Genomic DNA, 20,940 nt, shown 5'->3' with positions numbered 1-20,940 from the left:
TGTCGCAGACATGAAACTCAAGAACCCTGCATGGAATTCAAAGGAGGTGTGCATGCTCATCCGGTCGCTGACCCTGGCTACCCTGATGGCTTTTACGGGGCCGCTGTTGGCCGCGGATGATCTCAATCCGCTCAAGCAGGACCTGGGCAAGTCCCGTCCGTTGGTGGTGGTGGAGCTCGACTCCGGCAACCCGACGTTGGCCACCCTCAAGAAACAGCTGGACGAGCCTGCCAACAAGCAGTCCTTTGAAGAGCGCAACATGGTGCTGTACACCGTGTCCTTTGGCAGCATCGGCGCTGAAGGCGAGAAGTTTGCCAAGGACGCGAAGGACAACAAGAAGCTCGCACCGCCTGAAACCAACGCGCTGATCCGCGCACTCAAGCTGGGCGCCGGCAGTGGTACCAAGGTGATCCTGGTGGGCAAGGACGGCGAGAAAAAACTCGAGAAGACCGTGCCACCCGACACCCTCAGCCTGGCGGATTTCTTCAGCGCGATTGATCAGATGCCCCAGGCTGAAAAGGACCTTGCCGCCCCGGCCGAACCTGAGCCCGCTGCCCCTGCAGCAGGCAAGCCTGGCGCCAAGGCCGGCAAGAACTCCAAGCATCCAGCGCCACAACCGGCACTGGATGATTGAGCGTTTTTCTGTAGGAGCTGGCTTGCCTGCGATAGCATCACCTCGGTAATTCAGGCACACCGCGGTGATGCCACGCAGCCTCGCTAAAGCTCGACAGCTCCCACATCACGCCTCAAGCTCCAGGCTTTTCACCGGCCACCGCCGGTGCCTTGCGCACCGGGAACGGGAAGTAGAAAAACCGCAGGAAGGCCACCCGCTTGATCACCTCGCCGATCATCAACGGCACCACCACCGCCACCACCAGCCCGATGCTCGCCGACAGCAGCGGATGCAGCCCGAACCGTTCCATCAAGTCCACCGTCTTGTGTTGAATTTCCCCGTGGAAGATCAACAGAATCAACGTTGACTGCCCGATGTACGTCATCGCCCGCGTCAGCAGCCCCGAGACCATCATCACCCCGGCCAGCGCCCAGCATACATACACGCCGATCACCGCCAGCAAACTGGTCCACAGCCAGTGGTCGTAACGCCGCTGTGCCAGGTCCATGGTGTCCCAGCTGTAGATGAACACCACCGCAAACAACGCCATGGCGCCCAGTAGCGTCAGCAACGAACTCTGGTGGCGACGCAGCACGTCCCGCAGCAGGTAACCAAAGATGAAATAGGTACTGCTGATCAACGTCACATCAATGCTGAACGGCAGCCCCGGCATCGTCCAGGTCTGCCCGCCGACGGTCACCGGTACCTGCCAGAACCACGGCAGGGTCCAGATCCCGAGCATCAGTTGCAGGGTGATCACCACGCAGCTCATGGCCAGCGACAGGCCCAGGCGCTGCATCAGCCGCAACATCACCCAGCCGAACAGAATCGCCACCCAGAAGTGCGGCAGGAACCACAGCGCCTGCCATGGAATGGTGTCCACCGAGGCATACAGCACGCCGCCGATGTCCGGCAGCAGTGCCTGGCCGCGCAGCAGGTCGCGGATCAGGATGTACACCAGCATGGTGAAGAAGAACGGCTTGAGCAGTGCATCGGCCTTGCGCACCGCCATCTCGACAAAGGGTTGTTCAGGCTTGAAGAACACCCCGGAGAGAAAGAAGAACAACGGCAGGATAAATACCGCCAGCAGCGGGTACAGCAAGTCCAGGGAACTGGCGACAAACCAGCTGTGCCCGAACACGATGATCAGGATGCCAATGCCCTTGGCAATATCCATTTGAATCCAGCGTTTTTTCACCTGACTGCTCCCACTCTATAAATCTGCCTTGCGCCACGGCCTGAGCCACAGGCCCATGCCCAGCAACACCACGGCCCCCGCCAGGGTGCTCAACCCCAGCTGAAGCCAAATACCTTGAACCCGAAACAACACCAACGCCGCCAAGCCCATCACCAGCCCACTCAGCAACCAGTGCCCCTTCCAGGGCAGGGCGCCGAGCAAGGCCTGGCGTTGCATCAGCAGCAACGCCGTGCACAGCACGCCGGCGAGGGCGGCCAGCGGAATGCCCGCCAGGCCAAACACAAACGGCAGCACACCCAGCAGCAGCACGTTCACCAGGCTGCCCAGCAACTCGCAACGCAGCGGCTGGCGGGTGTCGCCGGCGGCATAGGCATAACGCGCCAGCAGGGCGTTCCAGGCGCCGAACACCAGCGGCACGGCAAACCAGGCCAGCAGCAGCGGCAACGGCGAATCCAACGACTGCTTGGGCAGCAGCAACGCCACCAGGCTCGGCGCCGCCGCCACCAGGCCGACGCCTGCGGGCAAGGTCAGCAGGCTGGCGGTTTCCAGGCCACGCTTGAGCAGGGCCAGGCGCTCGTCGCCCTGGCGCCGGCTCATCATGCCCAGCAGCACCTGGTTGAGGCTCATCAGGGCAATCAACGGCAAGTTCATCAGCTTGCGGGCCAGGTTGACCCAGGTCACCGCACCTTCACCCAGCAAGGACGCCACCAGCCGTTCAATCAGCGCCAAACCCTGGCTGGCACCGTTGCTTAAAAGCAGCGGGCCTATGCGTGCGCCCAGCTCGCGCAATTCCAATGTCGAAGCCCGCAGCCGCCACGGCCGCCAGCCCAGGCGCAGCATCGACGGCAACAGCGCCAGGGGCATCAGCAGGCTGCCGGTGAGGCAGGCCAACGCCAGCGAGTGCGGTTGCGTGGCGGTACCGGCGAGGGCGAGGTAGGTCACCGGCGGCAGGTTGAACAGCAACGAACCGAGCCCCGCGACCACAAAGCGCTCGCTGGCCTGCAGCGGAATACTGAACAGCGCATGCAGCATCAGCCCCGGCACACTCCAGGCGAGAATCTGCAAGTTGCTGCTGGCGAGGCTGGTGGCCGTCGCCGCCAGCCCCGGGCCGAGCAGATGCACCAGCCATGGCGCCAGCAACGTCAGCAGCAGGCTGGTCACCAGGGCGATCAGCAACAGCGCCGGGAACAACACCGCCAGCCAGTCCAGGCGCTCGCCGTCCTTGCGTTGCAGGTACAGCGGCAGGGCGGCGGCACTCAGCACACCGCCGGCCAGGGACATGCGCAACGCTTCGGGCAAGAACAGCGCGATCAGGAACGCATCGCTGCGCTCGCCCGCACCCCACGCCGCCACCAGCAACCACTCACGGGCAAACCCGAGGCACAGCCCCAGCAAGGTTGCCAGGGTCAACCAGAACGCCGATCCGAGCATGCCTAGGGCCCGACGCTATCGAGCACAGGCTTGCGATGCGCCACGGTCTTGACCTTTGGCAGACGCGCCGGAAACAGCCGCCGCGCCTCCAGCACGTTGATCCCCACCATCAGCCAGAACAGCGCAATCATCACCAGGGCGAAGCTGAAGTAGTGGTCAAAAAAGCCGCTGACCAGCGCCGACAGAATCCCCGCCGTGCTGCCCAGCCAGATCGCATTGTCCTTGGTCAGGCGGATCGGGCCGATTTCCGGACGGGACTCGCGCCACCAGCGCCAGGTCACCGCGATAAACAGCAGCATGCTGATCACCCCGGTCTTATAGACGAAATTCAGCCACAGGTTGGAAATCCCCAGCAGATGCGTACCCGGCACCGGAGGGTCAACCTTGAAGCCAATGCCCAGCGGGTAACTGGCCACGGCCTGGGGGAACATGCGGTATTCGTCAAAGCGCACTTCCGTACTCGCGTTCTGCGCCGAAAAGATCGTCGCCAGGCGTTCCTGCAGCGGTGGATACGACACTACCAGCGCCGCCGCCAACGCCACGCCGATCATCAGCAAACGCCCGGTGTACGGCACCCGGCGCGACGCCATCCAGATCAGCACCAGCGCCAGGCTGACCATCGCCCCCCGGCTACTGGCCAACAGCAGGGCCGCCGCACCCAGGCAGGCAACGCCCAGGCCGAGGCCGCGTTTCCAGCCGGTGTTGGTGATGCCGTAGCAGAACGCCAATGGCAGCAGCAGCGCCATGATCCCGCCGGTGGCATTCGGGTGCATCCATGGCGAACCCATCCGCGAGGCCATGGCACCCAGGCCCAGGGACAGGGTGTCGAGGCTGCCGTAGTTCATCAGGGTCAGGATCGGCAACATGCCCGAGGCCGAGCGCGAGCGGATAAATACACCGATGGACATCACCAGCATCGCCAGTGTGCCCAGCAACAAGGCGATCACCAGGGCTTCGCGGTTCTTCTGTTCAACCAGCAGCTTGGCGGCGAGGAACAGCACCGACAGGTTCAGCAGCCAACGCAACCAGTTCGCCACGCCGCTGGCCTCGGCGGTGATGCTGACCTGGCCGACGATAAACGGCACCACTGTGAAGATCATCAGCCACATCAACATGCGGTCGGTAGGGCGCCGCGACAGCGGTGGGGCGGCCGGCAGGCGCGAGAGGAAACCGTGCCAGATCACCGCCGCCCAGGTCAGGGCGATCAGCGCCTCACTGACCGTACTGCGAATCCCCAGGTTGAGGGTGGAGTAGGGCATGAACGTCGCCACCAGGGCGAACAGCAGCAGTCCCCAGAACGGGAACCGCAGAATCGTCACGGCAGCGGCCAGGCCGATCACTGCCAGCACGGCCTTGACCGGGGAAAGAAACAGGATCAACCCACCAAACAGCAGGCCGAAGACGATGGCGACGAGGCTACCCAGTGAGATTCTCAATTCAATTCCTCGATCAGTTCGGCCAGGCGCCGACGGTAGGCCTGGTGGTTGAAGCGTTCGGCCCAACTGCGTAACTGTTCAGGTGGTTGTTCGACGGGTTGGTCGGCCAGGTGCAGCATCAATTGCACCAGCGCCGCGCCGTCCGTGGGTGAAAACCGCGGTGCCAGCGGCGGGGTGATTTCGTCCAGCGAGGTACCGCTGGCCACCGCCACCGGAGTGCCGACGCTCAGGGCTTCGATCACCGGCAAGCCAAAGCCTTCCGCGTAGGAAGGCTGCCACAGGCGCAAGGCCTTGCGGTAGAGCCCGTGCAATTCAGCGTCGGATACGCCGCTCAAGGCGCGTATCCCCGGGTAGTTGCGTTGTGCTTCGGGCAAATGCTCCAGGCTGCCCACCAGCACCAGTTCCGGCACGCTCGGCGACTGGCTGCGCGCTTGCTGCCAGGCGTCCACCAGGAACGGCACGTTCTTGCGCAATTCCCGGGTACCCACCAGCAGCCAGTAGCGCTCGGGCAGTTGCCGGGCCGAGAGGTCCGCCGGCAGTCCGACAAAACCCACCACCTGGTTGGGCAACACGCGAATCTTGCCTGCCGCCTTGGGAAACAGCCGCGCGGTTTCGTCGGCACTGTACTGCGAAGGCGTCCACACCCGGTCTGCCGTGTGCACCGCATAGGTGATCGACAGCCGATCACTGGCCTTGTAGATCAGCGCCTTCAGGCGGTTGGCGTGATAGTTGTCCAGGGTGATCTGAAACAGGTCATGCAGCAGCACCACGGTGCGCAGGCCCTGGGGTTTGGGCGGCAGCGGCAGGCCCATATTGAAGGTGCTGATGTACACATCGATATGCTCATTGCGCAGCGCCTTGGGCAGGTAGCCCGCCTCGAAACGCAGGCGCTGGTGCGGCTGGTGCATGGCGGTCTTGGCGCAGCCCCAGTCCGGGCAATGCACGTTCAGGCGCAGCTCATCCCCCAGCGGCGCGACGCTGAAGCGTTCGAGCTCGATGCCGGGCAGGGTGCGCAGGGCATCTTCCAGGGCGTACACCTGGCGACTGATGCCTGATTGCGGCGAGGTGCCGACGGTGCGGTAATCGAGGCCTATGCGCATGCCGGCTCCTTTTGGCTCTGGGGCGACAGTTGCGCGTACACCTGCTCCAGCTGGCTGGCGGCGACGCTCCAGTCATGGGCACGGCGCACATAAGCGCGACCGGCTTCGCCCATGGGAGCAGCGACTTCAGGCTGTTGCAACAGGCGCACCACGGCGTCGGCCAGGCTTTCAGCGGTCTGGCCGCCGAGGTAATCCAGGCCTTCCACCAGGTCCAGGCCGGACACGCCCTGGTCGGTACTCGCCAGCGGCAGGCCGGCGGCCAGGGCTTCAAGCACCTTGAGCTTGGAGCCGCCGCCATGGCGCAACGGTGCCAGAAACACCGAGCAACTCGATTGCAGGGCCAGCAGGTTGGGGACAAAGCCCTGCCATTCGATGCGTCCGTCCTGCCAGCGTTCGCGCCAGCTTTCCGGCATGCCGAAACCGCAGACGCTCATGCGTGCGTCGGGGCAGCGGGCCCACACTTTCGGCAGGATCTCATCCAGTGCCCACTCGATGGCATCGACGTTGGGCGCGTATTCGTAGTTGCCCAGAAACAGCACGCGGCGGGTCGTCGGGTCGGGCCGGGCAGCAGCGAAGTGCGCGCAATCCACCCCGTTGACCACCACCGGTACCGGCTTGCCGGCAATCTGCGCCAGGGTCTGGGCGTCGGCGTCGGTCACGGCGACCACTTGCGCGGCCTGGCGCATCACCCGGTGTTCCCAGCGGCCGTAGCGCCATTGATCGTAGCGTATGAACGGCAACGCCCAGCCGGGCAGGCGGTCGTAAGTCGCGGCGCCGAGGGACGATTCGACATTGTGCTCGGTCAGCACAAACGGCTGGGAGCGACGGGCCAATGCAGCTTCGTAAGGCTGGAAGGTGTAGGTATGTTCGATCTGCACCACGTCCCAATGCTCGGTCAGCAAGCGCTCGAAGGTGTCCTGCAGTTCACCCGACAGGCCATTCACACTGGCCAGCAACGGGTACGGCGCAAACAGCCCGGCCAGCAGGGTCTTCAGGCTGCGCAGCGGGCGTCGGGGGAGGATGATCACCTGTTCCAGAAAGGCTTCCAGCACGTGGCGATCCGTCAGCGATACCGCATGTTTGTCGTGCAGCAGCAAGGTGATCCGATGCCCGCGCGCAGCCAGGCTGCGCAGCAAATGAAACTGGCGCGTCTTGCCGCCGCTGGTAGCGGGCCAAGGCGAGTAGGGCAGGATCCAGAGGATGCGCATGGGTGGCTTCAATCCCATAACAGAATTTGCAGGTTCGGCTTGACCGGTACGTCCAGTCCATTGGTGCCACTCAACGGTGTTTCGGTGCCGCGCAACGGGTCATACAAGGTGGCGGTGGTCATGCCCGGCAAGTGCGCGCTGCCGCCACGGGCCGACCAGAAGAACCACACCTTGCGCCCGTCGGCACGGGACCAGCCGATGCTGAACAGGCCATCGGGCAACTGATCGGCGGTGGGTGGGTCGCCGGGGGTCAATTTGGGCCCGCTCACCTGCAGGAAATTCTGCAGCGCGGTGTACGACGGCTTGGGGTTGGCGTCGATGTCGAGCAAGCCATAACTCTGGTCGCGCACGCTGGCGCGCTGGTCCAGGTCGCTCAGGGTGAACAGGAAGATCTTGTCGAAATCCAGCGCGCTCATCAGCGCGACGCGGCGCACGATGTAGTCGGCCTGGCCCTGGGTGGTGATGAAGTCCTGCACCTCTTTCGGGCCTTTGTAGGTCGACCAGCCCCACTCGGTGCTCCACAGGGTATTCACCCCGGCTGCCCGCAGTTTCTGGTTGAGGGCGCTGGTTTTTTCGACAAAGTCGAGGTTCGACGGCGTGTTGCCTTCGGGCAATTGGGTGTAGGGGTGATAGGACATGACGGTATTCAGGCTCGGCACGCCCAGTTGCAGCAGCCCGTCGAGCATGTTCTGGCCGTTGGGCATTTCGCTGAAGAATGCCATGCCGGCGGCCACCACCGGTTTGTTCGGGTTCACCACCCGCAACGCGGCGGCGGTGACTTGCAACAGGTTCGCATAGCCGGCCGGGTCGGCGGCGGGGCGCCAGAACCCCAGCAGGTTCGGTTCGTTCCACACCTGCCACGCGTCCACGCTGGGGTAACGCTGTTCCAGCAATGCCATGCGGTTGGCGAAGATATTCGGGTCCTTGGGCGGGAACTGGTCCTGGTACGGCGAGGAGGCGGGCGCGGTGGTGGCGAACTTCGCCGAGCCCACCAGGTAGAACACCGACTTGATCTGGTTCTGCTGCAGCTTGTTCACCAGTTCGTCGAGGGTCGCGACGTTGTACTGGTTCTCGGCGGTTTCCAGCTGGTCCCAGTGCAGGTCCAGGCGCACCCACTCCAGGCCCAGGGCCTTGAGGCGGTCGATCTGCTTCTGATAACGCTCGGGGCTGAACCACAGGAACTGCGCGTTCACCCCCAGGAAGTCCTTCCACACGACCTCTTTGCTGCCCTTGAGCACATGGCTCTCGGCATCGGCCGGGCGGCCCCAGAGAAAGGCGGTCAAACCCAGCGCAGCGACGACTGCGAGGGTAGCGAGGTAAGTCCGTTTACGCGCCATGGTTGCCTCCTGCAACGGTTTGCTCAAACAGGCTCGCGAACTTCTGCGCGGTCACTGGCCACAACCGTTCACGGCCTATGGCGGCGGCGCGTGCGGCCCAGTCCGTGGCCATGTGCGGGTTGCGTGCGAGCCGCAGCAGTTGTTCGCTCAAGGCGGCTACATCGCCTTGTGGATAGATGGCGCCATTGCCGCTGGCGACTTCCTCGGCAAACGCCCTGGCATCGGAGGTGATCGCGCCGCGTCCGCAGGCGGCAGCCCAGGACAATGCGCCGCTGGTGCCGCGCTGGCGGCCCAGCAGGCCGAGCTTTTTCGATTCGCGATACGGCAGCACCATCACATGGTGCGCCTGGATCGTCTGCGGGATCTCGCTGGCCGGCAAATTTAGCCGCCAGTCGATGGAGCCTGCCAGGCCGAGTTCGGCAATCTGGCTGTTCAACTGCTCCAGGTAATTGCCGCCTGTGCCAAACGCCATTTCGGCGGCAGTGCCACCGGCCAGGGTCAGGCGCACACGGTCACGCAATTCGGGGGCTTTTTCGAAGACGGCGGCCAGGGCCTGCAACAGGTCTTCGATGCCTTTGCCACGGTAGATAAAACCGAAATACAACAGGTGCAGCGTGTCCAGCGGCGGCAAGGCCACCGGCGGGATATCCAGGTTGGCGTGGTTGATCACCGCCACCTTGCCGGCGGGCAATTGCATGCGCGCCGTCAGGCAGTCGGCGCCCAGGCGGGTGAGGGTCACCAGCCGGGTCAGGCCCTGGGCGACGTGACGTTCTTCGCGCAGGGTCAAGGGATCGGCCAGCACCACTGCCGCCTGGGGCAATGGGCTGGGCAAGGATTCCAGCAGGTTCAGCGGAAAGGGCAATTGCTCGCGCCGCCAGACCATGCGTTCCGGGTCATGCACCGTGGCGGTCAACGGCAGGGCGGGGTAGGCCTTGCGCAATTCGCGCAGGGCCAGGAACTCCCCCAGCCGCCCACCGCCCAGCTCGGCGTGGACCAGGTCAACACCCTGCCAGTCGAAACCGGCAATGGCTTGCTTGATCGCCGCCGTGCTGCCGACCACGCCCGTCAAGGGCGTAGCCACCTCGACGCCCAGTTGCTCCAGTGCCGTCTTGAAGTGGTTCGCGTAGTCGGCGATCCCGTTCTTTTCCGGCGGCAGGGGAGCGAGCAGGGCGATGCGCATCAGAACGAACCCCGGTATTTGGCGATGGTTTTCAGCACCTTGACCGGTACCTCGAACTTGCGGCGGTTGATGATAATGCCATCGACCTTGCCGAACGCCGTGGTGAGGATCGACAGTGCGTGTTCCACCACCGGTACCGTGCTTTTTTGCGCTTCCACTACCAGCGCAATCAGGTCGGCACGGCGCAGGTTGATGAACGCATCACGATTGTCCAGCAGCGCCGAAGCATCCAGCAGTACCACCTGGCCCGGAATCGCCGGCTCAACCCCGCCGATCCGCACCCGCACGCCGTTCTCTTCCAGCAACTGGCGCAACTGCTCGACGATAAAGCTCACGCCTTCACCGTGCCGTGCCGAGGTCAGCCCCAGGGTCAGGCCCTGTTCGGCAATACGCTCCAGCGGCAGCAACCCATACAGGCGATAGATGCTCGCGTTGAAGGCGTTGGTGCTTTGCGCGGTGCTGGTGTCCAGCTCCGGCAGCGTGGTCCACAGTGGCAGGCCGAATTTGCCTTCCACCAGGCCGCCGTCGTGGATCCGTTGATCCAGCAGGTAGCACAGGTAGATCACCAGCAAGCCGACCACGATGGAGAACGGGATCGCCAGCAACAGCATCAGCAGGGTTTTCGGGAAGACGCGCCCAGGGTTCAGGGTAGCTTCTTCGATCACCGCGATGTTACTGATCTGGCTCTTGTCCAGTTCGCGGTCGATCCGCGATTTTTCCAGGCTGTCGACATACAGCGCGTAGTTTTTCTCGGTGCCGTTCAACTCACGGGCCAGGCGCGCCAGTTCCGGCTCGATGGCCAGGGCGTCCTTGCGCTGGGCTTCCAGTTCAGTCAGTTGCTTCTGCTGTTGCACCAACTGTGTACGCAGCGACTGGTTGCGGCTGGTCTCATCCAGCAGTACCCGTTGCAGGTGGATTTCCAGGGTGTTCGGCGCGCGGTTCTCGGAGCTTTGCACCGTGTCGCTTTCACCGGCGACCTGGGCCTGCATGGCACGGATCGAAGCGTCCAGGGCTTTGACCGGCGGCGCGTTATCCGTATAGGTACGCATCATGTCGGCTTTTTCCAGGAGCTTCTGGTTCAGCAGGCGACGCAAGTCTTGTTGCTGCGGGTTCAACGCGATCTGGCGAACCGTGGTCACCTCTTTGGGCTGGCCCTTGAGTTGGTCACGGGTGCTCTGCAACGCCACGTCGGAGGAAGCGATCAGCCGAGTGGAGTTGAACACCTCGCCACGCAGCACGTTGATCCGCTCGGACAAGTCTTCCAGGCGATCGGTGATGCTCGAGGCGCCGATGTCGTTCAAGTGCGCGAGGATCTGCTCCTTGTAGCTCTTGATCTGCGCAGCGCTGGAAGACACCTGGCCTTCATAGAACGCATACAGGCTCTTGCGGCCCAACGCCTGGGTGCGCTCGTCGATGTAGGTCTCGACCCAATCCTTGACCACCGCCTGGGCGATTTGCGGGTCATCCCAGCGGAAGCTGATGTCCATCACCGTAGAGCCGATGGCGTGGGTCACTTCGAAGTTTTTCTCCAGGCTTTTCGCCAGGCGTTCCACCGGGGTGGTTTCTTCGACGATGCCAACGGTTTCCAGCACCACTCGCACACCGTCAAATACGGCACTGATGCCTTTCTTGACGTACCACTTGGTGCGCTTCCACACGCCTTCCGGCGGCTGCATCTTGTCCATCACGTCGAGGTAATGCTCGGCCACTGCACGCACGATAGGGCGGCCGGTCAGCAGGCGCTCTTCGTCGACAATCGGGTCGCGCTGGGTGCTCGGCATGACGATTGGCTGACGGTTGTCGACCTCGATCGGCATCGTCGAGTCACGCCCTGGTTTTACCAGCAATCGCGCGGTGGATTCATACTTGGCCGGCAGCAGGAACGCCCCCAGCAAAATGATCACCAGCGCGGCAATCGCCGCCAGTTTGAACTCGTGCTTGAAGATGAAGAACAGACGCAGAAGATCACGAAAAGAACGGATCTCGATCATGGGATGTCGCTCCTTTAGTGGTTCGTGGTGTAGCTGTAGCCCACACCAATGGATTTGGTGAAGGGAATCAGCTGGTTCAGGTAAGTGTCCACGCCTTGGATCCGTTCGCCGACGTTGGACTTGGGTACAAACACCACGTCACCGCGTTGCAGCGCCACGGGCTTGCGGCCCAGTGCGCCGTTCTTCAGGTACTGGCTGAAATCGAGGAAGTAGGCGTGGTAGACGCCTTGGCCATCTTCACGCAGCAGGGCGACCATGCTCGCGTTGCCCACCGAGCTCACGCCGCCGGCACCGAGAATCGCCTGCTCCATGGTCGGGGCCGTGGCGATGGAGACAGCCGACGGGTTTAATACCGCGCCGCCGACGATCACCGTGTTGCCCGGCGCCTGGTTGATGTTCACCGTCACCCGAGGCTCGCGATACACCGGCGCGAGTTTCTGGCTCAGCTCGGCGGCGACTTCCGCCGGCGTGCGCCGCGCCACCTGGATCGGCCCCAGGAAGGGATAGTTGATCTTGCCGTCGTTCTGCACGGTGTACAGCGTCAGCTCGTAAATCGTGCTGACGTTGAACGCCGACAGGGTTGGCATTTCCCCGGCATCGCGGACAATCCGCAACTGGTCGCCGATGCGGATCCGCTCCACCGCCGGTGGCAGTTGGGCCATGCGATCGAGGGCCTGCTTGCCCTCGTCCACCGTCTTGCCATCGGGCGCGACGATCCGCGCGGGCGTATTGCAGGCGGCCAATGCCATCATGGCCAGGACGAGCAAGGTTCGTTTCATCAAAGGGGTCTTCCTGTAGGTCATGATGCTCACCTCCAATAACCGGGGAACATGCTGATGCGCCGCTTGAGGGCGAGGGGGAGCTGGCGCTCCAGATGGCCCAGCCGGTAGCCGAGCAATTTGAACGCGCTGCGCACCAGTACTTCGGGTACGCGGTGCAATGCACCGGCTTCGCGTAACGCTCGAAGCTCGGCCAGTACATAGCGTTTACCTTCACCGCCGGCATCGCCAAAAGCCTGGCGGATCCACGGCTCGCGGCCGTAGAAAACGCCAATGTCGAAGTAGCGGTGAAACTCATCCATGAGACGGTAATCGTGGGAGTGATAGACCAGGGCGGTGGCGGCGTAGCGCACCTTGTAGCCTTCCAGCAGCATGCGGGCGGCGACGTAGGCGTCCTCGCTGCCGATCACATCCGCGGGGAAGCCACCGACGGCTTGCAGGGCGCTGCGCCGGTACACCGAAAACGAATCCGAGCTGAAGCAGGTCTTGATCCCCAGCTCCGGCGCATCCGCCAGGCTTTTGCTGCGGCTTTGCGGCGGGTAATTGAAGTGGCGTGACTGGGCGCCCAGCACGCCGGCATCCGGGTGCGGCAACTGGCGGCCGTAAGCGACGCCGTTGAGCGGGTCCAGTTCCAGTTCGCCCACCAGGTTGGCGAACGTCTCGGGTTCGGCGGGGATCGCGTCCTGGGTCATCACGATCAGCGCGTCGCCGTCGACTTGCTCGCTGGCCCAGCGGCGGGTGCCGCCATGGTTGAAGTCCTTGGCATCGATCACTTCGACCCGTACGCCGAACTCGCGAAAACGCGCCACGGTGTCATCGCTGGAAGCGCTGTCGACCACCAGGGTTTCGTCCGGTTGCAGGGTTTGCATGCGCAGCGCCGGCAGCAGCCGGTCGAGGTGGCTGGAAGCGTTGCGGGTCGGGATGATCAGGGCGGTACGCATCACTTCTTCACTTCGGCCGGAGCCCGGCCGTAGATGTCGTCAAAACGCACAATGTCGTCTTCGCCCAGGTACTCGCCGCTCTGCACCTCGATCATCACCAGGTCGATGATGCCGGGGTTGGTCAGGCGGTGCTTGTGCCCGGCCGGAATGTAGGTGGACTCGTTGGCGTTGATCAGGAATTCACGGTCGCCGTTGGTAATCATCGCCGCGCCGCTGACTACTACCCAGTGCTCGCTGCGGTGATGGTGCATTTGCAGGGACAAGGAGGCCTGGGGCTTGACCACGATGCGCTTGATCTTGAAGCGGCTGCTTTCTTCCAGCACGGTGTAGGTGCCCCACGGCCGGGTGACAGTGCGGTGCAGGCTGAATGCCGGATGGTCCTGGCGCTTGAGCTCGGCGACGATGTAGCGCACGTCCTGGCTGCGCTTGGCGTCGGCAATCAGGATCGCATCCGGGGTGTCGACGACGATCAGGTCGCGCACGCCCACTGCGCCCAGCACGCGCTTGGGCGAGTCGATGTAGCAGTTGTGCACGTCATGCAGGATCGCCTGGCCATTGACCTGGTTGCCGTTGGCGTCGCTGGGGGTGAGTTGGCGCACCGCGTCCCAGGAACCGATATCACTCCAGCCGATGTCGCAGGGCACCACCGCCACTTGCGCGGATTTTTCCATCAGCGCCACGTCGATCGAGATGTCGGGCGCCGCGCCGAAACCTTCAGCGTTCAGCTCGCGCTGACGGCAACTGTTGTTGTTCAGGCTGTGGCCGTGCTCGAGGGCGGCCTTGGCGGCGTCCAGCACGGCGGGGGCGTGCAGCGCCAGTTCCTCCAGCAATGTACCGGCCTTGAAGCAGAACATCCCGGCATTCCACAGGTGCTTGCCGCCGTCCAGGTAGCCCTGGGCGGTGGCCAGGTCGGGCTTCTCGACGAAGCGCTTGACCCGGAACCCCTGGCCCAGCGCCTCGCCTTGTTCGATATAGCCGAAGCCGGTTTCCGGGTGGTCGGGCTGGATGCCGAACGTCACCAGGTAGCCGGCCTCCGCCAGTTCGCGGGCCTGGGTGACGGCATCGGCGAAGGCGCTTTCATCAAGAATCAGATGGTCGGCGGGCAGGATCAGTAACTGCGCCTCGCTGCCGAAGTTTTCCTGTACATGCAGGGCGGCCACGGCGATGGCGGCGGCGGTGTTGCGCCCGAACGGCTCAAGCAACAGGTCAAGGGCCAGATGGGCCTTGTTGACCACGCGGTAGTCATCGAGGGTGCGAAACAGCAGGTCGCGGTTGGTCACCGTCAGCACGCTTTCCACACCCGGCAGGTGACTGGCCCGCAGGAACGTCTTCTGCAGCAGGCTCTGGTCATCACGCATGCGCATGAAAGGCTTGGGCATGTTTTGCCGCGACACCGGCCACAGCCGGGTGCCCGACCCACCGGAAATGATGCAGGGAATCAAGCCGTTGAGGGTGTTCATCAATAGACTTCCTTGGTCGAAAGGACGGCCGGGACCGTCATGAAAACGATGTACAAGTCGAACCACACCGACCACTTCGAGATGTACTCCAGGTCGTACTCAACGCGTTTCTGGATTTTGAACAGGGTGTCGGTTTCACCACGATAGCCGTTGATTTGCGCCCAGCCAGTGATGCCCGGTTTTACCCGGTGGCGCGAGCTGTACTCGCTCACGGCAACTTCGTAGGGCACGCCGGCGGCCTTGGTCGCGGTGGCGTGCGGGCGCGGGCCGACCATCGACATGTTGCCCAGCAGCACGTTGAACAGCTGCGGCAGCTCATCGATGCTGGTCTTGCGAATGATCCGGCCCACGCGGGTGATGCGCGGGTCGCCGCGGGTGGTCTGGCGGTCGGCGTTGAAGTCGCTCATCTCGGCGTACATCGAGCGGAACTTGAACACCCGGATCACGTTGTCGTTGTAGCCAAACCGGTTCTGGCGAAACAGCACCGGGCCCTTGGAGTCGAGCTTGATGGCAATCGCCGTGATCAGCATGATCGGCGACAGTGCCACCAGGCCCAGGGTTGCCAGGATCAGGTCTTCACAGCGCTTGATAAACGGCGACCAGCCCCGCAGCGGCACGTGGGAGGTGTTGAACATCAGGATGCCGCCGACATCGGTGATACGGCTGTGGCCATAGCGCAGGGCCGCCATGTCGGGCACCAGCATGACGTTGACCGACATCTGCCGCAGGCGCTTTACCAGCCCGTTGATCCGCTGTTCGGCGGCCCAGGGCAGGGTAATCATCACCTGGTTGACCTGCTCGGAGCGGATCAGTTTTTCCAGGTCGCGCGTGTTGCCCAGCAGCGGCAGGTTGCTCAGTTCCTTGGGGATGCGCTCGGTGCGGTCGTCGATAAAACCGATCAGTCCGGAACGGATATCGCCGTTGCGCTGCAAGTGGTCGGCCACGTGCACGGCGGTGTCGGTGAAGCCGAGGATCACCGTGCGTTGCAGGTATTTGCCGCTGGCCATCAGGTTGCGGAACAGTCGCAGCATCACGATCCGCTCCAGCCCGAACAACGCAAGGCTGGTGATAAACCAGAACGCCAGGTTGCGCGGGCTCAACTGCGGGAACATCAGCAGAATCTGGTACATGAACAGCAGGATGCAAAAGGCCGCGGACCAGGCCACCAGCATGGTGCGAAACCGCAGGCGGTTGCTGAACAGCTCCTCGGAGTAAACCCCCATGGCCTGGAACAGAATGATCGTCAGGATCGCGAAAAACAGCAGCAAGCCGAGAAAGTGCGCGCGCAGTTCGGGGGCCATCGGGTCAGGATAAAACAGCAGGATCAGTGCTGGAAAAACGGCGGTGAGGCCGTGCATCAATTTTACGAAAACAACAAAGAACTCAATGAAACCGGCCCGGGTCAAAAACAGGCTGTCGACTGACGACTTCTCGCGCATAAAAACATCCCTCATTGCACACCAGGGCTTCCTTGTTCGGCTGCTCATCCATAAAGGCAGGGCTTGCTTTATAAGTGGCGCCAGACGAACGGTTACTTCGCTGGGTAATACGCAATTACCTATCTATCTGCAGGGAATTTGCGGGGTAATGGCTAAATGATGGTTCCCTTTTCGTCGCTCGTCAAGGTTTTGACTTTTTTATAAGATCTTCGGTCTAGACACGTCAGGTGCTCTTCCGCGTGACAGTTTGTTGACTGTCTTGGTCGGATTTCCGGGTTTTCCCGGAACAAAATGCTGGCGTTTTGGAGTGTAGGAACAAATTTGGGAAATTTCCTGCGGCTGAGGAAAACCTTTTTTTGACGGAGGTCGGATGCGGGGCTTTTCGGGGACAAGCGACGAGTGGTGAGGACGTGAGTCCGTCACCACATTGAGGCGGTACTAACCTTAAAAATTGCCTTTCAAACTGACAGTGAAGTTGCGCGGTTCGCCGTAGAAATTACCCCAGTCGGCCGTTCCCACCGTCTGATAGTAATTTTTGTCGAAGAGATTGTTACCGTTCAGCGCCACCGTCCATGTGTCATCAACCCGGTACGCCAACCGCGCATTCCATACCGCATAACCGGCTTGTTCCAGTTTGATGCCTTGAATTCGGTAGTTGCTGCTCTGGGCGTTGACGCCGGTGCCGACGCTCCATTTCGACAGTGTGCCGTCCAACTGATAATCGCCCCACAAGCGCAGCATGTGTCGCGGCACGTAGCTGTTTGCGACCGCGCCAATGGCGGCGCTGTTGATGTTGTTGAGATTCCTGGTCTGGGTGTAGGTGTAGCCGCCCGCCACTTGCAAGCGTTCCAGCAACTCGCCACTCAACTCGGCTTCGACACCTTGTGCGCGAACCTTGCCAGTGTCGGTGTAGCAATAGCCGTCTGCCGAGGTACCGCATTGGGTGGTGTAGTCGGTTTCGGCGGCGTTTTTCTCGATAGCGCGGAACAATGCCAGCGAGCTGTTGAGGCGCCCCTCAAACCATTCGCCCTTGATGCCCAGCTCGTAGTTTTCGCCGATTTTGGGCTTGAGGGCAGCGCCGGTCACCGTGGCGTTGGAGCTTTGTGGCTGGAAGATATCGGCGTAGCTGGCGTACACCGAAAGGTTGTCGTCGAGGTCATAGATCACCGCGGCGAACGGCGTGACTTCACCGGTTTCCTTGGTGCGTGCATCCTGCAGGGCCCATTCGCCCCAGGCGAGGTTATTCGACTGGCGGCGGTTTTCGAACCAACTGACGCGACTGCCGAGCACCACCATCAATGGCTCGGCCAGCCTCAGGCGCAAAGTGGCGTAGGTACCGTACTGGGTGGCGGTTTCCTTGACGGTGCCGCCCCGGTACATATTGGGCCAGAAGGTATCGTCGGCGGGCTGCGGGAAGTGGTGGTTGGGCAGGAAGATACTTTGCCGGTCGGGCAGGCTCCGGATCGCGTAGACATCGTCCTGGGTGCCACGGCTGCCATTGGCGCCGATGATGAGTTCATGCTGCAAACCGAACGCTTCGAACTTACCGTCCAGGTAGGCATCCAGTCCGAAATCCCGGTGGTCGTAGTCAAACAGCGCGGCGTACATCTCGGCGGTTGGCGCCGGATCACCGTACTTCACGGTGCCTTGGCTGGCGGCGTATTTGATGTCTTGCAGGTTGCGGCTGTTCACCGCCGTGACCTTGAGTTGCCAGTCGTCGTTGAAGTGGTGGGTGAGGTCGGCAAACAGCGTAGTGCGTTGGCTCTGCCAGTCGTTCCAGGCCTGGCCCAGGCAGGTGGAACGGCTCAGGCCGATGCTCTTGCCGTCGCTGTAGCGCGGCACGCCGCCCCAGCAGGGCGTTGCATCGACATCTTCGTAGCTGGCACCGATGCCCAGGGTGGTGTCAGGCGAGAGGTCAACATCCAGTGCGAGGTAGACAGCTTGGTCCTGGCGCTTGGAGACGTCCATGTACGAGCCACGGTTCTGTTGGCTGACCACGGCGCGGCCGCGTACGGTGCCGCTGTCATTGAGCGGGCCGCCGGTATCGACGTCGGCGCGGTAGTTGTCCCAGGTGCCGGCAGACAGCGACAGGCTGGTGGTGGGTTTGTCTTGTGGCCGCTTGCGCACGAAGTTCACCGCACCACTGGCGGTGCCGGCGCCCTTGAGCATACCGGCCGCGCCCTTGAGCACTTCCACCCGGTCATAGATCGCCATGTTGGCGGTGAAGCTGTCGGCCTGTACGTAGTCTTTGCCGATGTCCAACGGCACACCGTCGAACTGGTATTGGCCGAGCATCTTGAAACCACGGGAATAGAAATACTTGCCACCCATAGGTGAGTCGTAGGTGGTGATGCCTGGGGTGTGTTCCAGTAATTGATCGATGGTGGTGATGTTCTGGTCGTCGATCAGCTTGCGGGTCATGACGCTGACCGACTGCGGTGTTTCCCGCAGGCTGTGGGCGCCCTTGCCGATGGTCACCGCGCCGGTGGTGTAGGAACCGCTGCCGTCAGTGGTGACGCCGAGGTGTTCGCCGGTCACGGTGGTGGCGCCCAGGTTCAGCGCGCCGGTGTCCGCGACTTGCGGCAACAGCAGCCAGGTGTTGTTGCTCTGGCGTTGGGCTTGCAAGCCCTGGCCCTGGATCAATTGGCTCAAGGCCTGTTGGCTGTCCAGCGCGCCGTTGAGGCCGGGGCTGGTCTTGCCGGCGACGCTGTTGGCGTCATAGGACAGGCTGATACTCGCCTGGCGCGCAAACTGGTCGAGCACCGTGGCCAATGGGCCGGGTGCGATGTTCCAGTCACGGGCCTGGGTGTCGCTGGCAGGCGTTTGCGCCATGACCGCCAGGGGCAGGGCGCTGCCGTTCAGGCAGGCACCGAGCAGGGCGGCGTGCACCGCATGCTTGAGGGGAGAACGCTTGGAGGGGAACGCTTGCATGACCGCGGAATGCTCCTGAAGGAAGTGGACAGAATCGGCCTGTTGATCGGCCTTTCCTTACAGGTCGAGCGAAGATGAGAATTCACCTCATTTATTTTCGGAAGGTCATGCACGAGCTGCGACGGTCACCCAATAACGGCTGCGATAGGTGATGTTCACCGACAGTGTCTGTGCCACCAGGGTCAGGACCTGATCGGTATCGTCCAACTGGTAAGTCCCGGACACACGCAGGCCGGCGACCGCTTCGCTGCAGCGCACCAGCCCAGTGCGGTAACGGCTCAGCTCCGCGAGGAAATCGTCCAGACGCATGTTGTGAGCGCTGATCACACCGTCGCTCCAGGCCCAGGGATCCAGGCCCGTGGTGGCGGGTGGACGCAAGCCGTTTCGATCAAACAGCACCTGCTCGCCGGGCTGTATCACCCCACGTGCGCTGGCCTGATGGCTGTCGGCGAATACCGCGACGCTGCCTTTTTGCACGGCGAGCAAGGTGCCGTGGGGCTCCTCGCGCACCATGAACCGGGTGCCCAAGGCGCGCAGATAACCGTCGCGGGTTTGCACCCAGAAGGGCCGTGGCGCGCTACCGTCGGCGCCCATGTCGATCAGGATTTCACCTTGGCGCAACTGCACCAGACGTCTTTCGGTGTTGAAGACTGTGTCGATGGCGCTGGCACTGTTGAGCTGGATACGGCTGCCATCGTCGAGGGCGACCCAACGCCGCTCTCCGGTGGCGGTGCGGTAGTCGGCCAGCAGGCCGGGCAATGGCGTGTAGTCGCGGCCGAACCATGTCAGCCCTGCGGCACCGGCGAACAGCCCGAGCAACTTCAACCCTTCACGGCGGCTGATGCGTTGGCGGGCACCTTGCAAGGCATGGCGGCCGACCTGTGCCGGCAACTGCGCAAACTCGTCACTCATCGACGAGACCCGTTGCCAGGCCTGCTGGTGGTCGCTACTGGTTTCAAGCCAGCGTTCGAAGGCAGCGGTGGTGGCGTCATCGGCAATATTGAACCGCAGCTTGATCATCCACTGGATCGCCTGGTCCACCAATGGCGGATTAGCCTTCGGCATAACGCAACCGATAACAGGCATGCAGTGCCTTGGCCAGGTCGCGCTCCACGGTGGCCTTGGACACCCCCAGGCGCTGGGCGATCTGTTGGCAGGTCAGGCCGTCCAGTTGCGCCAGCAAAAACGCTTCGCGCACCCGTGGCTTGAGTTGGTCCAGCAGGCGGTCGATGCGCTCCAGGCTGTCGAGGATCAGCAGGCGGGTTTCTTCCGACGGCACCTCGACTTGCGGGAAATGCGCGAGACTCTCCAGATAGGCACGCTCCAGTTCGCGGCGGCGATACTGGTCGATCATCAGGCTGCGGGCGATGCTGCTCAGGTAGGCCCGGGGTTGCAGCAAGGCTTGCTGCTTGCGCGCATTGAGCAGGCGCACGAAGGTTTCCTGCGCCAGGTCGGCGGCGTGCTCACGGCAGCCCGTACGCCGGCTCAACCAGCCGCGCAGCCAGGAATGATGGGCATGGTAGAGCTGGCCGATGGCGGCATGATCCAGTGGGTGGTCGCTCGACATGGGCATCCTGGCGCGGGCGTCTTAATTGATAACGGTTCGCATTCTATGCGTTGGCCAGAGGATTGGGCAATCGTTGCCGTGTGGATTTGGCCGGATGCACAAACCCACACAGGCTTGACGGGGTTGCGGCTAAGCCTTGCGCAGGTGCAAACACTCAATCGAGCGGTCGACGGTGGTCTTGGCAATTTCCAGCAAATGCCACACCGCCAGCAACTTTGCCCGCTCGGGGCTTTGCAGCAGTTCGCCGCAGTCGAGGGCGGTGGCCGAGGCGCTGCTGAGCAGGCTGGCAGTGTAGAGCAGGGAGTCTTCGAAGCTCAGGTCTTCGTTGA

Annotated in this window: 17 protein-coding genes; 1 reads left to right on the top strand and 16 read right to left on the bottom strand. The window is 62.8% G+C overall.

What is annotated here, in order from left to right:
- Positions 1–52: 52 nt before the first annotated feature.
- A complete protein-coding gene (locus tag HX869_RS14310) occupies positions 53–634 on the top strand; it encodes a DUF4174 domain-containing protein (RefSeq protein ID WP_134327043.1) in 582 nt (193 codons plus the stop codon).
- A gap of 112 nt (positions 635–746) precedes the next feature.
- On the opposite strand, the gene HX869_RS14305 is transcribed toward HX869_RS14310, so the two are convergent.
- The 16 genes from HX869_RS14305 to HX869_RS14230 all read right to left on the bottom strand — a co-directional run.
- Positions 747–1,811 (bottom strand): acyltransferase family protein, encoded by a 1,065-nt coding sequence (locus tag HX869_RS14305; protein WP_003208223.1) that lies wholly within the window; start codon positions 1,809–1,811, stop codon positions 747–749.
- Positions 1,812–1,826: 15 nt separating this feature from the next.
- Entirely contained in the window at positions 1,827–3,242 is a 1,416-nt protein-coding gene (gene murJ, locus HX869_RS14300) for a murein biosynthesis integral membrane protein MurJ (RefSeq protein WP_178903242.1), read from the bottom strand.
- Between the two features lie 2 nt (positions 3,243–3,244).
- On the bottom strand, positions 3,245–4,672 hold the full coding sequence (locus tag HX869_RS14295; RefSeq protein ID WP_102605378.1) for an O-antigen ligase: 1,428 nt from the start codon (positions 4,670–4,672) through the stop codon (positions 3,245–3,247).
- A gap of 2 nt (positions 4,673–4,674) precedes the next feature.
- Positions 4,675–5,778, bottom strand: a complete 1,104-nt coding sequence (locus HX869_RS14290; protein ID WP_008434566.1) for a glycosyltransferase family 1 protein — start codon at positions 5,776–5,778, stop codon at positions 4,675–4,677.
- Complete coding sequence (locus HX869_RS14285) at positions 5,769–6,986, bottom strand: glycosyltransferase family 4 protein (RefSeq protein ID WP_177029331.1); 1,218 nt, start codon at positions 6,984–6,986, stop codon at positions 5,769–5,771. Before HX869_RS14285 ends, HX869_RS14290 begins: the two co-directional genes overlap by 10 nt.
- A gap of 8 nt (positions 6,987–6,994) precedes the next feature.
- The gene (locus HX869_RS14280; RefSeq protein WP_003208216.1) at positions 6,995–8,323 is read right to left on the bottom strand and encodes a cellulase family glycosylhydrolase; all 1,329 of its coding nucleotides are present in this window, start codon (positions 8,321–8,323) and stop codon (positions 6,995–6,997) included.
- Positions 8,313–9,503, bottom strand: coding sequence for a glycosyltransferase (locus HX869_RS14275; RefSeq protein ID WP_178903241.1), 1,191 nt, complete (start codon positions 9,501–9,503; stop codon positions 8,313–8,315). The genes HX869_RS14280 and HX869_RS14275 overlap by 11 nt, the downstream gene beginning before the upstream one ends.
- Complete coding sequence (locus tag HX869_RS14270; RefSeq protein ID WP_003208213.1) at positions 9,503–11,494, bottom strand: exopolysaccharide transport family protein; 1,992 nt, start codon at positions 11,492–11,494, stop codon at positions 9,503–9,505. The genes HX869_RS14275 and HX869_RS14270 overlap by 1 nt, the downstream gene beginning before the upstream one ends.
- 14 nt (positions 11,495–11,508) lie before the next feature.
- Complete coding sequence (locus HX869_RS14265) at positions 11,509–12,273, bottom strand: polysaccharide biosynthesis/export family protein (RefSeq protein ID WP_008434559.1); 765 nt, start codon at positions 12,271–12,273, stop codon at positions 11,509–11,511.
- A 29-nt stretch (positions 12,274–12,302) separates the two neighbouring features.
- Positions 12,303–13,214, bottom strand: coding sequence for a glycosyltransferase family 2 protein (locus tag HX869_RS14260; RefSeq protein ID WP_003208209.1), 912 nt, complete (start codon positions 13,212–13,214; stop codon positions 12,303–12,305).
- Positions 13,214–14,674: a mannose-1-phosphate guanylyltransferase/mannose-6-phosphate isomerase gene (locus HX869_RS14255; protein WP_003208208.1), complete on the bottom strand. Its 1,461-nt coding sequence runs from the start codon at positions 14,672–14,674 to the stop codon at positions 13,214–13,216. Before HX869_RS14255 ends, HX869_RS14260 begins: the two co-directional genes overlap by 1 nt.
- On the bottom strand, positions 14,674–16,113 hold the full coding sequence (locus HX869_RS14250; protein WP_003208206.1) for an undecaprenyl-phosphate glucose phosphotransferase: 1,440 nt from the start codon (positions 16,111–16,113) through the stop codon (positions 14,674–14,676). Before HX869_RS14250 ends, HX869_RS14255 begins: the two co-directional genes overlap by 1 nt.
- A 444-nt stretch (positions 16,114–16,557) precedes the next feature.
- Entirely contained in the window at positions 16,558–19,044 is a 2,487-nt protein-coding gene (locus HX869_RS14245) for a TonB-dependent receptor (protein ID WP_178903240.1), read from the bottom strand.
- Positions 19,045–19,149: 105 nt separating this feature from the next.
- Entirely contained in the window at positions 19,150–20,109 is a 960-nt protein-coding gene (locus HX869_RS14240) for a FecR domain-containing protein (RefSeq protein ID WP_178903239.1), read from the bottom strand.
- On the bottom strand, positions 20,096–20,611 hold the full coding sequence (locus tag HX869_RS14235; RefSeq protein WP_003208199.1) for a sigma-70 family RNA polymerase sigma factor: 516 nt from the start codon (positions 20,609–20,611) through the stop codon (positions 20,096–20,098). Before HX869_RS14235 ends, HX869_RS14240 begins: the two co-directional genes overlap by 14 nt.
- A 129-nt stretch (positions 20,612–20,740) precedes the next feature.
- A partial coding sequence (locus HX869_RS14230) for a DUF6124 family protein (RefSeq protein ID WP_178903238.1) occupies positions 20,741–20,940 on the bottom strand: 200 nt, incomplete at its 5' end.

Source organism: Pseudomonas sp. P7779 (genome assembly GCF_013386315.1).
Lineage (GTDB): Bacteria > Pseudomonadota > Gammaproteobacteria > Pseudomonadales > Pseudomonadaceae > Aquipseudomonas.
Note: the sequence above shows the minus strand (reverse complement) of the source record. Positions and strands in the feature narration are given on the sequence as shown.

Excerpts from the sequence above, each read along its gene's own strand:
- HX869_RS14255 (WP_003208208.1), bottom strand. The coding sequence starts at position 14,674 with ATGAACACCCTCAACGGCTTGATTCCCTGCATCATTTCCGGTGGGTCG.
- HX869_RS14235 (WP_003208199.1), bottom strand. The coding sequence starts at position 20,611 with ATGTCGAGCGACCACCCACTGGATCATGCCGCCATCGGCCAGCTCTAC.
- murJ (WP_178903242.1), bottom strand. The coding sequence starts at position 3,242 with ATGCTCGGATCGGCGTTCTGGTTGACCCTGGCAACCTTGCTGGGGCTG.
- HX869_RS14250 (WP_003208206.1), bottom strand. The coding sequence starts at position 16,113 with ATGCGCGAGAAGTCGTCAGTCGACAGCCTGTTTTTGACCCGGGCCGGT.
- HX869_RS14280 (WP_003208216.1), bottom strand. The coding sequence starts at position 8,323 with ATGGCGCGTAAACGGACTTACCTCGCTACCCTCGCAGTCGTCGCTGCG.
- HX869_RS14270 (WP_003208213.1), bottom strand. The coding sequence starts at position 11,494 with ATGATCGAGATCCGTTCTTTTCGTGATCTTCTGCGTCTGTTCTTCATC.
- HX869_RS14275 (WP_178903241.1), bottom strand. The coding sequence starts at position 9,503 with ATGCGCATCGCCCTGCTCGCTCCCCTGCCGCCGGAAAAGAACGGGATC.
- HX869_RS14285 (WP_177029331.1), bottom strand. The coding sequence starts at position 6,986 with ATGCGCATCCTCTGGATCCTGCCCTACTCGCCTTGGCCCGCTACCAGC.
- HX869_RS14240 (WP_178903239.1), bottom strand. The coding sequence starts at position 20,109 with ATGCCGAAGGCTAATCCGCCATTGGTGGACCAGGCGATCCAGTGGATG.
- HX869_RS14290 (WP_008434566.1), bottom strand. The coding sequence starts at position 5,778 with ATGCGCATAGGCCTCGATTACCGCACCGTCGGCACCTCGCCGCAATCA.
- HX869_RS14310 (WP_134327043.1), top strand. The coding sequence starts at position 53 with ATGCTCATCCGGTCGCTGACCCTGGCTACCCTGATGGCTTTTACGGGG.
- HX869_RS14265 (WP_008434559.1), bottom strand. The coding sequence starts at position 12,273 with ATGAAACGAACCTTGCTCGTCCTGGCCATGATGGCATTGGCCGCCTGC.
- HX869_RS14245 (WP_178903240.1), bottom strand. The coding sequence starts at position 19,044 with ATGCAAGCGTTCCCCTCCAAGCGTTCTCCCCTCAAGCATGCGGTGCAC.
- HX869_RS14260 (WP_003208209.1), bottom strand. The coding sequence starts at position 13,214 with ATGCGTACCGCCCTGATCATCCCGACCCGCAACGCTTCCAGCCACCTC.